The following is a 13,166-nucleotide window of genomic DNA, read 5'->3' on the forward strand; positions in this document are numbered from 1 at the left end:
AAGGAAGTTCTGCCATGATGCCTGTTGCGGAAACGCCAGATAATAAATTGACGCCAGCGGAACGAGCCAAGCGCGAGGGACTTAGAGCAAGAAAGCCCTACGTGGCTGCCAAACTGGCAGCGATCGCCGCGATGGAAGAGCGTGGGGAAATCAGTCCCATAGTACGTCTGGAAAAAAGCTATCTTTGCAATTTTCAGTGTACGCATTGTTCGGCCGAATATTATATGGACAGGCATAAGAAGAAAGTATTCAAGATTGAAGATGCGCGACGCAAAATTGATCTGGCCGATATACGTGAATTCTCCCGTCAAGCTGATGAATTAGGGCTGGCGCGATTCGTGATCACGGGTGGGGAGCCCTTGGTCATGAAAGATTTTGATGAGGTCGTTGCAGCCATCGATCCGGAAAAGCATTATGTGATAGCAGATACCAACGGCTGGTTTCTGGATGACAAGCGAGCGAAACATCTCAAGGAAATCGGCGTAGAAAAGGTGCAGCTATCACTCGATAGCTTTATCGAACAGGATCATGATAATTTCCGTAACAAGCCTGGTTCTTATAAGCGAGTAATGCGGGCGATAGATGCGTCATTGGACGCGGGGCTCAACTTGTTGTTATCTACAGTGCTGGTCAAAGGGCGCGCGAAAACAGACGAGTTTCTGGATATGTGCAAATTTGCGACTGAAAAAGGTGTGGGTCTGTATGTGTCATATGCCAAACCGACTGGCTCTTGTTCGGATCATCCCGAATTTGTGATAGATAAAGAAGATGCTGACATTTTGCGTGAGCTGGAAAAGACCTATAACGTTTTCACTCACATGACGCCGACTTATGGTTCTTACAAAGGCTGTATCACGGTTAAAGGGATCATTACGGTCACTTCTACATTTGAAGTAACGCCATGTCCTTACATAGATTTTTCATTGGGTAATCTGCGTGAAACGCCATTGAAAGAAATTTTGGCGCGCGGTATGCGTAATCCGTGGTTAGGGCCATATCGGCCAGATTGCTTAATCGGCGAAGATCCGAAATTTATCAAGATACATATGGAAAAAACTAAGGGCGTTACCCACCTTCCTGTGCCCTGGGGGCAAGGCTTTTCAGATCAGGACAGCTTGTGCGATTAATGGTGGATGCCGATGAACAGGGTGTGGCAGTGGCTGCACTATTTGATGATTATGGACGCTGCATACCTGCGGCTGATTTAGCAGGCGCGGTGCATCGCAAGACCCGGCGCTATTTTACGCTGACGCAGCCTGAGATTGACTATGCCGCCATACATGCGCGGATACAGCATCTGGGCGCGGATATAAGTGTCGTGTCGTTTCAGCAGCGTGCTGAGGCGATATTGCAGGGTTTGCGTCAGCATGCGGATACGGCAGCCATTGTGAATGGCGTGGGTGTGCCGTTCTTTTTACCTAAGGCGACTTACGCCGATTATGGTGAGGCATTGGAGCGGGACTATTTACCAGCGGTGCAACAGGCTTATGCGGATAAATTGCCGCAGTATGATTTTACCAACCACCATAAAGATGGGTTGGCGGGCAAGTTAAGTATCGCGCCTAGTTCGCGTCATGAGCTACTGCTCGAGGCGATGCAGCGTGGGCCAGTGGTGGGATATTTTTTCCCGTGTTTGACGGAATATGCGGTTCCTGCGGCGGTTGAGCAAGTGAGACATTTGCCCGCCCAGTTTTTGATGGCGGGCGGTTTTGATACTTGCGCAGCGATGATGGGTTCGCCTGATTTGTTGCTGCGTACGGATGGTTATCCGCCAGTTTTATGGTTGGGGGCGATGCTGGCTGAAAGCGCAAAGGCAGGTTATCACTTCGAAGCCTATGGCTACAACCTGACTTTTAATCGCAGAGTACATTTTGATCGGGTAGCAGAGTCTTGGGCCTGTGGTTTGGTGGTGTTGGGATAATGAATATGCAAAATCATTTGATATCGACAGCCGTATTTGATTTTGATGGCACGCTGATAGATTCTGCACCGGGCATACTGGCAGGTTTTGCTGCGGCATTGCAAGCAGCCGAATTGACGCCTTGCGTACCGCTGAGTGACAGTTTAATTGGTCCACCACTTAACGAAACGCTGATGCGATTAAGTGGTAGTGAAGATGTTGAGTTGATTGCGTATTTAACTGAGCAGTTTAAGCAATACTATGACAGCACGGGCGTAGTCACTACCCCCGCGTATCCTTACGTGGAAGCCATGCTGGAACAATTGCTGACTGCTGGTGTGGAATTGCATATTGCGACCAACAAGCGTCTTGCTGTGACTCATGCGATTCTGGATCATCTGGGCTGGCGTGATTATTTTGTTTCGGTATATGCGCTTGATATGGTGGCGCCGCGTTTAGCGAATAAGCCGGCATTGCTGGCGAAACAAATTGCCGAGCAAGGTTTGGATATAACGAACACCATCTATATTGGTGATAAGTACGAGGACGGAGAGGCTGCGACAGCAAACCAGTTAGGCTTTTATTATGCTGCTTGGGGCTATGGTGGTTTGCAGCGCGCACAAATGGAAACGGACTGGAACTGGCTGGATTGTCCCTCAGCATTTCCCAGCGTGATGGTGAGTCAGCGATAAATGAGTGCATCAGGTTACTGCTTGCAGCATGATTTGGATGCGGTAATCAGTCGTACGGCTGGGTCATGGGAGAACTTCCGTGGTGTATCGATATTTGTAACGGGTGGAACTGGACTATTTGGTCGCTGGTTGCTGGAGAGTTTGCTGTATGCGAATCGCCAGCTGGATTTGCGTTTGAAGATCACTGTGCTGACGCGCAATGAGCAGGCATTTAGGTTAAAAGCGCCACATCTGGCACTGGATGCAGCAGTTGATTTTGTCGTGGGCGATGTGCGTGATTTTACATTTCTGGCGCAGCATTATGATTATCTGATACATGGGGCAACGACCTCGGCAGATGAGACATTCCGGGGCGAGGAGGCGTTACAAAAGTTTGATACGCTGGTGACGGGAACACGTCATGTATTGGAATTTGCCGCGCAGTGTGGTGTGAAAAAAATGCTGTTTCTCAGCTCTGGTTGTGTTTATGGCGGTGTGGGCGAGCCGGTTACGGAAACGTATGCGGGCGCACCCAATACCACTAATCCTGATACGGCATTGGGACAGGCTAAACGCGCCGCTGAGTTTTTGTCAGCCTGTTATGCGCAGAAATATGGCTGGGAATTGGTTGTTGCCAGATGCTTTTCGTTTGTTGGGCCGTTACTGCCGCTGGATATACATTACGCCATAGGTAATTTTATCGGGCAGGCAGTGAGGGGTGAATCAGTTGTTGTTAAGGGCGACGGCACACCGATACGGTCGTATCTGTATATGGCAGATCTGGTGGTGTGGTTGCTGACCTTATTGAGTCATGGACGCAACGGGGAAATATACAATGTGGGTTCGGATCAGTCGATATCGATTCGAGAATTGGCAAATTTGGTTCAGGGAATTATTTGCCCTGATAAGCCTGTCATAGTCATGAGTGAGCCGGCTTATTCGGTAGGAAATGAAGTGCGTAATGTGTATGTTCCGAATGTCACGAAAGCCCGTAACGAGCTGGGTTTGGACGTATGGACTGATTTGGAGGCGGCTGTTAGACTAACTGCGGCAAGTGTTACTGGCGCAGCAGCGTGTCAATAAACCGTTTAATTTTGTGATTTTTTGATATCAGAAAGAGGTTGCTATGAAAGTCTTATTCACTAATCCGCCATGGTATAAAGCGCCGACAGCAACTCAACCTGGATGGCGCGGTGTTCGTGCTGGCTCCAGATGGCCGCATACCTTTGAAGTGCACTCGCACACGATTAAAGATGGGATGATCGCTGAACTGGTTGGGGGTTACCTGCCTTTCCCGGTGTGGCTGGCGACTGCTGCAGCATTTGCCAAGCGCGAGGGTTTCGATACCGTGCTTCGTGATTCACTCTCCATGGGCGAAACTTACGAAAGCTTTTATGATTTCGTTAAAGATTGCGCGCCAGATTTCGTGATGCTGGAGAGCTCGACACCGACTGTGCGTTCTGATCTGGAAATTGCAGCACGTATCCGTACGCTGGTTCCGAATGTCAAAATATTATTCACGGGTTTGCACGTAGAGTTCGAGCAAGAAGACTTCCTCGAGGCGCATCCTGAAATTGACTACACCATCTATGGTGAATATGAAGTCCCGACTTTAAAGCTGCTGTGTGCATTGCGTGATGGCAATGATCTGGATGATATTCCTGCGTTGATACATCGTAATAACGGCACAGTGAAAAAGAATAAAGACGAGCCGCAACCAGCGAACGTCATCAAGATACAAAAAAATCCGTTTGCCAGGTTGCCAGACTTGTCCACTTTCCCGTGGGCGGAGCGTGATGGCTTGCCTAACCTTAATTATTTCGACGGGGTTTGCGGCCTTGAGCGTCCTCAATTGCAATTGATGGCAACGCGCGGTTGTCCATATGGCTGCATTTTCTGCGCATGGCCACAAATGCTGTTCCGTGGCCCACGCTATCGTAAGCGTTCGGCTGATGACGTCATTGATGAGATTAAGGCTAATTTGGCCAAAGTGCCTTATAAGAGCATTTATATCGATGATGATACGTTCAATATCAGCAAAGAGTATGTGCTTGAGTTCTCCAAAAAAATGATCGCGGCTGGCATAGGTGGCGTGATTCCCTGGTCGACCATGGGGCGTGCTGACTTGATGGACAGGCAAACACTGGAAGCCTTGCGTGATGCAGGTTTATTCAGCATCAAGTATGGTGTTGAGTCAGGTGATCAGGCCATCATCGATGAAATCGACAAGCGCATGAACGTGGAAAAGAATATTGCCATGATACGGCTGACCAAGGAATTGGGCATACGCGTGCATCTGACCTTCACTTTCGGTTTGCCTAGCGATACAGCGGAAACCATAGAAGCGACTATCGCTTTGGCGTGCTCATTGCCTGCTGATACTGTGCAGTTCTCGATTGCTACGCCTTTCCCCGGTACTGAAATGTACCGCATGTATGATGAAAAGGGCTGGATCGTTTCCAAAAACTGGGATGACTATAACGGTTCAACGGTGGCAGTCTCAAGAACTGAGAATTTCACCGGTGCTGAGCTTGAGGCTTATGTGGCTGAAGCTTATCGTCGTTTTGATAAGGCGCAGGTCGAGCGCAGCTTCTCTGCAGGTCAGGCGATGGAAAAATTACGTATAGCAGCGGCAGCTTTGTCACCAGGAGACAGCGTGGTTGTCATGCAGACTTCTCGCGTGCCATTAACCCGCTGGATGTTGAGCACTTTGCAGAGTTTCGGTCTGGATGTGCATGTAGTGACACCGATGCGCTTCAAGGACGAGTTTGCGTCTATGGTCAGCAAAGATAAAATTCATTCCATGACTGGGCATAGTCACTTCAGTTATGAACTGAATCGTGAATGGGCAAGTAAATTGCGTGCAGAACATCAGTTTAAGGGCGTATTTATTCCTTATACGTTTGAATCACGGGATGGTTATGGCGAAGTAGAGCAATTAGCCGAAATCCTGGGCGGGCGTATTGTGGCAGGTATTACCCAGCGCGGTAATCTCTTTTCTTACGCTGCATGAGGGTACTGGCACTCGGCGCACTTTGGGTGCCTTATATCCGTGATAACTGGTTTGATGCGATTCGACATGTGCTGGGAGACGACGTTGTTTGTGTAAATGCAGGGCCTTTGTTGGCCAGTAAAGAGAAGCATGCTGGCCAACCGGAGGGATATCACTCCGCCTACATTTACGACTTGCTGCGTCGTGAGAAATTCGATTATCTGTTCTTTTATCACGACTGGATTTTTGGTGATTTCCCGGATGCGTTTTTTGAAAAAGTGCGTCTGGCAGGCGTAAAAACAGTCGCGTTCCATCCTGACGATGAGCCTGAACACTGGTATGCACGTAACGCCACCTATGATCATCATTTCGATCTGGTTGCCTCGCACTCTACCGCGGGTGTTGCCCGTCGGCATGCGGATGGCTGGGGTGAGCGGGCAATGTATTTGCCGTGGGGATACAACTCGCGTACCTGTTATGCTATACCTGATACCGAAAAACGTTATGACGTTGTATTTATCGGCAAGCACAAGGTGAATGATAACCAGGGCCAGGTGCATGTAGAAGATGGTGCCCAGCGCGAACAGGTTCTGGTTCGTCTGGCAGACGCCTGTGAACGTCGTGGTTGGGTGTTCCGTGTGTTTGGTTACGGCTGGGAGCAGCATCCGCAATTAAAACAGTATGCAGGCGGCGTGCCATCACAAGAAGAAATGGTGCGTATCTATAACGAAACACGAGTGGTATTCAATCCCGCCTGGTCATCAGACGGCAATCCCAATGCGGTTCAGACTAAGCTCAGGCATTTCGAAGTGCCGGGCTGTGGCGCGTTTCAAATTACCAATGAGAATCCCGAACTCGCAGAATTGTTCAAGCGCGATGAGGAAGTGGTGTTTTATACCACCGACGAGGACTTGCTGGAGAAGGTTGAAAAATACGTTGCGGATGATGTAAGCCGAAATGCAATCGCTGCTGCCGGGCATCAGCGTGCGCTCAGTGAGCACACGCTGGATCACCGGGTGAGTTCACTGTTTCAGCACGCGTGTTCGGTGTTCCCTCCGAGTGCGCAGCGTAATGCCAAGCCTGCAAAGTTCAGAACTATCCATGTGCAAGATGCGGCTGCATTGCTACAGCTGCGTCACGATATGGATAACAATCCTGCATTGTTTGAAAACGCTGACTGGATACATCTCATTGGCGGTGAGTTCTACAGTATAAAAACCGATTATGCGGTGCTAGCACCATTTTTCCGAGGTTGTCCTGAGCAGATACTGGCTGTGAGCACATTCTTTGATTTCACAGGGCTTGCATCTAATCCTTTGCAGCCAAAACTGATGGAAAGCGATGGATGTGTGTTGGTAGAAGATGTGGATGTTAAAAGCTTTGATTTGCCATTGCTGAATACGCAAGGGGGGCGTTTCCTCGGCGTTGGGCTGGAGGAGCATGCTTGTTTGCTGGTGAATTACATTGCACCGCGTAGTCGGATCGTTGAATTAGTCGACGCTTATATCTCGGGAGCAATAGAAGCTGTTCATCAACTGGAGGCGGTGCAGACTGGGCGTATCGTGACGGAATTATTGCTTACCGTGCCAGAAGGTTATGAATTCTCAACATTGGGTGTAAAAAATGCTAAATATGTGAAACGCTTGCGGCATTTGCTTCCGCGCTTTGTGGCGATGAAGCAGCGAGTTGTTATTTATGGTATTTCGGGTATGGGCGAAGCAGCGTTGAAGCTGGCTGAGCAGGCACCAGGTTTGAACCTGGTCGGCGTGGTTGATCGTTCACTCAATGTGGCATCGTTTCAGGGCATTCCCGTGCTTAAGCCAACGCAGTTGCAGGATGTTCGGGCTGATGTGATTATTCTCGCTTCGGGGTCATCCGGGCCTAGTATCTATGCAAGTATTGCACATCTGGAAGCGATGACCTGCATTTTGCCGTTGTATGATTTGAATCATCCAGTGTGGAGCGTAGTGAACTGATGAAGGTGTTACTGACAGGCTCAACAGGTTATGTTGGCAAACTCGTATGTGCAGGGCTGGGGTCACGCTGGGATATGGTGGGCGTGAGTGCACATGCCGACGAAGCGCAAGGACTGTTCCGATGTGATCTGGCTGATGCCGAGCAGGTGAAGTTGTTAAGTCAGCGAGTCACGCCAGATGTGATCATTCATGCGGCGGGAGATAAAAATCTGGCACGCTGCGAGGCATCACCTGTGGATGCTTATATGGCCAACGTGCAAACCACGATTAATCTGGCTCAGCATTTTCCAGAGGCACGTATTATTTATATCTCCAGTGATTATGTGTTCCCTGGGGATAGAGGCGGCTATCGGGAAGATGACCCCTTGGGACCCGTGACCGTATATGGACGTACCAAAGCTTGCGCGGAGCTGGCGGGCTTAACCCTCAGCCCGAATTTTTATGTATTGCGTCTCAGTGCTTTATACGACGCAAATGCGACATTTTTGCGTTTTGTGCGTGATTCACTGACCCGAGGTGAAGCGGTTAACTGCTTCGAAGATGCATATTATTCACCGACTTATTATGGTGATTTTCTAATTGTGTTAGAGCGTTTAGTCGAATCGCAGGCATTATCAAGGCGTATATATCATGCCTGTGGACAACGCATTTCGCGGTACTTTTTTGCCAAAACATTTGCACGCGCAGCGAATCTTGAACAGTCTCTGGTGCACCAGGCTAGCCGGGTGACTGAACAAGCCTCTTTTCTCTTTGCAGACATTTCGCTGGAAAATACCCTGACCTGTGAATCGCTCGATGTTTCAGTGGGCAGGCATCAGGAGTATCTGAGTTTTCTGGAGATGAATTCATGAAAAGAATTGAACCCTACATGCGTCGAGAGGATGCCAGAGGCAAGTTGATCGGTTTAATGAACGAAGGTCTTTGGGAAGAATTTAATTATTTGGAAACTGGTGCTGGGCAGGTTCGTGGTAATCACTACCATGAGAAAACCCTGGAGCTATTTTTTATTATTGATGGTGAAGTTGATATTGTGATTGTTCGACCTGATGGAGAGGTAATCAACGATCATCTTGTGGCGGGCGATATGGTGTTAATTGAACCAGGCGAAACACACACTTTTTACTGCTTAACGAATACGCGCTGGATCAATTTTCTTACCAACCGCTTTGATCAGGATAACCCTGATCTGCATTTCAACAATTAACAGATTCATAACAGAAAGATAAGAAATGGATATTCTTGTATTTGGAACTGGCGGCTCTTCGGTAGGTATCGAGCACGAATGTGTACTATACGGTTTCAATATCGTCGCATTTCTCGATAATAATCCGGCAAAATGGAATACCGTGCGTGACGGGAAACTGATTTTGCCACCTGAGGCAGTTGCCACATTGAAATTCGACCGGATTATTACTGCAACGGCCTTGTTCCATGAAGAAATGCGACAGCAGCTCATAGCGCTGGGCATACCTGATGAACAAATTTTTGCTACCCGTGTTGATTCCAGACACTGGGCAGAAGGCTGCCGATACCTGATTTTCCGTCAGCATGCGGTAGATCCGGTTTCCGAAAAGCTGATGACAGAAAGAGTGAGTTTTGAGGTTGGGGCAAAGGCGCTGGATGACATCCCGCCACCAGTTGAGAAATCTGCCCATACTGCATTAACCCAACGCCTGTGGGATGCATTGTTGATTGCTGAACGTGATCTTGAAGGGGCGTCGACGCCCTATCAGGTAGGCGCTAATTGGCAGAGTTTCCTGCGTGATACACGGCCTGAATATTTTGAGGCTCGGCAAGCAAATGATGTCGAAAAATTGGGAGACCTGTTGGCGAATTTTTGCCGGAATAACATGAGCACCGGCATATTGGGTGGTCGTGCAGCTTTTGACGACTATGCCGCGCATCCCGATATGGTGAGTGGCATCCGCCAGAATTTCAACGTCTGGTCATACAGCATAGGAGGGGCGCCCGTACATGAGCTCGCCTCGCCGCCCATAGGCAATCCTTTTGGGCATTGGATCGATGGCGTTATTGTTCATCCAAATACCTTCCTTAATCATTACCGGGGACGGTTTGTCCAGAAGTTGCTCTCAAATATCAAACGGCCAGTGATAGCAGAAATCGGCGGGGGCTTTGGTGGTTTCGCCTACTATGCGCTCAAATTTGTGCCTGGTTGCTGTTATATCAACTTCGACCTGCCAGAGAATCTGCTGATATCTTCATATTATCTCTCGCTGGCTTACCCGGATTTACGTATTCATCTATATTCTGGCAAAGAGGATATGCAGGCTTTGATTGATAATTACGACATTATCCTGATGCCGCAATATGCACTCCCGTGGTTACCAGATCGATCGGTAGATTTCTTCATTAATACCATTAGTTTGTCAGAAATGGCTTATTCGACTATTTGTGAATATTTGCGCCAAGTAGAGCGTACGACAGATGGTTATTTTTATCATGAGAATCTTATCTCCAATGGTACGGGTTATCTTTATTACCCTATCGATACATTCCCTAAACTCACCGAGTTTCATGAATTAACCCGTCAGCCATCGCGTTGGCCCTATTTCTCGGCATCCTCGCTGCAGCACTGTCACATGGAGCAGTTGTTTGTTCGTTCTGACCGATTACAGGTAGGTGTGAATCGAACTTAGTGCCTGCTACGAGGGAAAAAGTGAAGAAACGTGATAACTATCTGGCTTTTGGTACGCCGAATTTTACCGATGCTGAGATCGATGCCGTAACACGTGTCATGCGCTCTGGCTGGGTGGGTATGGGGCCGGAAACCCTGGCTTTTGAAACGGAGCTGGCAGACTATCTGGGCGCTCCCGAGGTGGTGACTGTTAATTCGTGCACGTCGGCGCTTTTTCTGGCGCTGCTGGCTGAAGATATAGGACCAGGGGATGAAGTGATCGTGCCCAGTTTAACCTGGTGTGCGACGGCAAATGCTGTGCTTTATCTGGGTGCTACGCCGGTATTCTGCGACGTCGATAGCCTAACCATGTGTGTGACGGAAGCATCTGTTGTCGCAAAATTGACACCTCGTACCAAAGCCGTGATTGCGGTTCATTATGGTGGCTATGCGGTTGATGTAGAGGCTTTGCGTCAAGCGTTGCCAGCTTATGTCGCTATCATTGAAGATGCGGCTCATGCATTAGGGGCAACATACCCTGATGGCCGGCACGTTGGTGCATCGGGGAATTCAGTTTGTTTTAGTTTTTATGCGAATAAAAATCTGTCTACCGCTGATGGTGGGGCGATTGCGCTGTTTGATAAAGATAAAGCCGAACGATTACGTTCATTACGTATGAGTGGTATGAGTTCCAATGCATGGTCTCGTTATACCAATCCATCATCTTCTGTTATGCAAGGGTTGACAGAATTAGGCTATAAGATGAATTACACTGATCTGCAAGCAGCAATAGGCAGAGTGCAGTTAAAGCGCATGGATGAAATGGCTGCAGCTCGGCAACAAGTTGCTGAGCATTATCAATACCGTTTGGCGGAAAAGGGCTTGGCGATTGAATTTCAAAGTAAGGTTTTTAACGCTGGTCACGCCCGACACTTATTAGTTTGTCGGATTGATCAGGAATACACTGGTGAGCATCGCGATGCATTGTTCCTGAAATTAAGAGCACAGAATATAGGCGTGAGTATCCATTATCGGCCATTACATATACAGCCACTCTATTGCAAAGATGTGGTGATTACCCTGCCAAATACAGACTATCTGGCTGATTGCATCATGACGTTGCCTATCAGTGCACAAATGACGCTGGATGATGTCGACTATGTGGTCGACAATTTGGCAGATTTAATTATGAAGTGTAGGGAGGCGATATGAGCGAAGCTGAATCGGTAGGTGTAGCCTCTTCTGAATATGGATTTAATGGCCGTTTGCAGGCTGATTTTCCTTCCCAGATATTGATGGATATCACGGAAGTGTGCAATCTGGCCTGTACCCATTGTCCGCATCCGACTTTTGTTAAATCAGAACACTATGGTGGTCGCCATATGGATCCTGCTTTAAATGAAAAGATGATAGAAGAAGTCAGGTTGCACGGTCAGGGTAAAACTCAGTATATACGGTACTCCAGCAATGGCGAGCCGCTGGTTCATCCTGAGGGCTACAGCATGATAGAAGCTGCCGTCAAATATTCAGGTGTTTATGTGACGTTGACGACCAACGGCAAGATCATGAATGAGAAGCGCACGCAGCGTTTACTGGAAGCGGGTGTGCACATGATAGACATCAGCATAGACGCATTCAAGCCGGAAACCTACGCTAAAATCCGCGTCAAAGGCAATCTGGACGTGACGCGCGAAAATGTATTGAGACTGATCCGTTGGGTGCGTGAATCGAAAGCCAATACGAAAATTGTGGTCAGTTTTGTGGAGCAGCCACAGAATACAGCAGAGGCGGCTGATTTCGAGCATTACTGGAAAGATAATGGTGCCGATAATGTCGTTATCCGTCGTTTACATTCTTGTTCAGGGGCGATTCAGGATCTAGCGGATATGCGACGTAAGGACTTGCGGACAGCCGCGCGCCGTCCCTGTCTGTATCCCTGGGAGCGAATAGCCATCAATGCCCGCGGGGATTTGGCCTTCTGCCCGTCAGACTGGGTACATGGTTCTTATATTGCGGATTATCGTAATACGAGCATATATGCCGAATGGCAGGGCGAGTTTTATCAGGCATTACGCCAGGCGCATTTGAACAACGATTACAGCCAGCATACCTTCTGTGGCAATTGTCCAGACTGGGCAGCTACGCGCTGGCCGCATGAAGGCCGCAGTTATGCAGACATGGTTGAAGAATTCATTACTCAAGAGCCGCCACCGCTATGATTACACAAGCTATTGCAACCCGTATTGCGGATGCTGTCGAGCATGTTCCTGGCTGGTCACCACTTGATCAGTTGTTGAGCTTGTTTACTTTGGCGTACAGCAGCGCTGATATGCAAGGTGATGTATTGGAATTGGGTTCCTGGTGCGGGCGTTCGGCTATTGCGCTGGGGATGGCCGCACAAGTGACGGGGCACACTAAAGTCCATTGCGTGGATCTGTTTCCTGAAAAGCAGGATTGGTATGTGAATACTGATGGCACGCACTCATGTGTCGTCAATATCAATGGTCGTATGGTGGGTGCTTATGGAGAGCAGACCGTGTGGGCGGAACCCTATGAGCGTGATATTGAGCCTGTGTATGAGCGCTATTCTGGCATATTGGATGCTTTTAATGCATCCATTGCAGCATGTGGACTTTCAGACCATATCATTCCTGTTAAAGGAGATTTGACCAGCTTCGCGGCTAGCGTACCGCCTGAATTTAAGCTGCGTATGGCTTTTATCGATGGCGATCATAGTTATGAAGCTGTGTCCAAGGACATAGCAATTGTTGAACGGTTTTTAGTGCCAGGTGGCTGGATTTGCTTTGATGATGCATTCTCCAGTTATGCGGGCGTTGATCAGGCGATTACGGAGTGGGTGATAAAGAGCGGCCATTACCAGCAGTGTCAGCAATTAACGCGTAAGTTTTTTGTGGCCCGTTATACAGGTTGATAAGTACATCATATGACCGAAGATAAGAGAATGCCACGAACTAAGTCCACGAATATTTTT

General features: G+C 48.5%; 12 protein-coding genes. All 12 read left to right on the forward strand.

Annotated elements, in window-relative coordinates:
- The first annotated feature begins 14 nt into the window (after window positions 1-14).
- Genes SFSGTM_RS00925 through SFSGTM_RS00980 form a run of 12 tightly spaced genes read left to right on the forward strand, consistent with a single transcriptional unit; the run spans window position 15 to window position 13,106 of the window.
- Window positions 15-1,127 carry a radical SAM/SPASM domain-containing protein gene (locus SFSGTM_RS00925; protein ID WP_174237380.1) on the forward strand — a complete coding sequence of 371 codons (1,113 nt, stop codon included), beginning with the start codon at window positions 15-17 and terminating at the stop codon, window positions 1,125-1,127.
- On the forward strand, window positions 1,118-1,921 hold the full coding sequence (locus tag SFSGTM_RS00930; RefSeq protein WP_198420588.1) for a hypothetical protein: 804 nt from the start codon (window positions 1,118-1,120) through the stop codon (window positions 1,919-1,921). Before SFSGTM_RS00925 ends, SFSGTM_RS00930 begins: the two co-directional genes overlap by 10 nt.
- Complete coding sequence (locus SFSGTM_RS00935; RefSeq protein ID WP_198420589.1) at window positions 1,921-2,592, forward strand: HAD family hydrolase; 672 nt, start codon at window positions 1,921-1,923, stop codon at window positions 2,590-2,592. The genes SFSGTM_RS00930 and SFSGTM_RS00935 overlap by 1 nt, the downstream gene beginning before the upstream one ends.
- Window positions 2,593-3,654 (forward strand): NAD-dependent epimerase/dehydratase family protein, encoded by a 1,062-nt coding sequence (locus SFSGTM_RS00940; RefSeq protein WP_162083515.1) that lies wholly within the window; start codon window positions 2,593-2,595, stop codon window positions 3,652-3,654.
- A gap of 43 nt (window positions 3,655-3,697) precedes the next feature.
- Entirely contained in the window at window positions 3,698-5,584 is a 1,887-nt protein-coding gene (locus SFSGTM_RS00945) for a B12-binding domain-containing radical SAM protein (RefSeq protein ID WP_162083516.1), read from the forward strand.
- Complete coding sequence (locus SFSGTM_RS00950) at window positions 5,581-7,539, forward strand: glycosyltransferase (RefSeq protein WP_162083517.1); 1,959 nt, start codon at window positions 5,581-5,583, stop codon at window positions 7,537-7,539. Before SFSGTM_RS00945 ends, SFSGTM_RS00950 begins: the two co-directional genes overlap by 4 nt.
- Window positions 7,539-8,390: an SDR family oxidoreductase gene (locus tag SFSGTM_RS00955; protein ID WP_162083518.1), complete on the forward strand. Its 852-nt coding sequence runs from the start codon at window positions 7,539-7,541 to the stop codon at window positions 8,388-8,390. The genes SFSGTM_RS00950 and SFSGTM_RS00955 overlap by 1 nt, the downstream gene beginning before the upstream one ends.
- The gene (locus tag SFSGTM_RS00960) at window positions 8,387-8,743 is read left to right on the forward strand and encodes a polysaccharide biosynthesis C-terminal domain-containing protein (RefSeq protein WP_162083519.1); all 357 of its coding nucleotides are present in this window, start codon (window positions 8,387-8,389) and stop codon (window positions 8,741-8,743) included. The genes SFSGTM_RS00955 and SFSGTM_RS00960 overlap by 4 nt, the downstream gene beginning before the upstream one ends.
- 25 nt (window positions 8,744-8,768) lie before the next feature.
- The gene (locus tag SFSGTM_RS00965; RefSeq protein ID WP_162083520.1) at window positions 8,769-10,196 is read left to right on the forward strand and encodes a putative sugar O-methyltransferase; all 1,428 of its coding nucleotides are present in this window, start codon (window positions 8,769-8,771) and stop codon (window positions 10,194-10,196) included.
- A gap of 20 nt (window positions 10,197-10,216) precedes the next feature.
- Complete coding sequence (locus SFSGTM_RS00970; protein ID WP_198420590.1) at window positions 10,217-11,386, forward strand: DegT/DnrJ/EryC1/StrS family aminotransferase; 1,170 nt, start codon at window positions 10,217-10,219, stop codon at window positions 11,384-11,386.
- Window positions 11,383-12,393, forward strand: a complete 1,011-nt coding sequence (locus SFSGTM_RS00975) for a radical SAM/SPASM domain-containing protein (RefSeq protein WP_198420591.1) — start codon at window positions 11,383-11,385, stop codon at window positions 12,391-12,393. Before SFSGTM_RS00970 ends, SFSGTM_RS00975 begins: the two co-directional genes overlap by 4 nt.
- A complete protein-coding gene (locus tag SFSGTM_RS00980; RefSeq protein WP_162083521.1) occupies window positions 12,390-13,106 on the forward strand; it encodes a class I SAM-dependent methyltransferase in 717 nt (238 codons plus the stop codon). Before SFSGTM_RS00975 ends, SFSGTM_RS00980 begins: the two co-directional genes overlap by 4 nt.
- Window positions 13,107-13,166: the final 60 nt, after the last annotated feature.

This window comes from Sulfuriferula nivalis, assembly GCF_009937995.1.
GTDB classification, from domain to species: domain Bacteria; phylum Pseudomonadota; class Gammaproteobacteria; order Burkholderiales; family Sulfuriferulaceae; genus Sulfuriferula; species Sulfuriferula nivalis.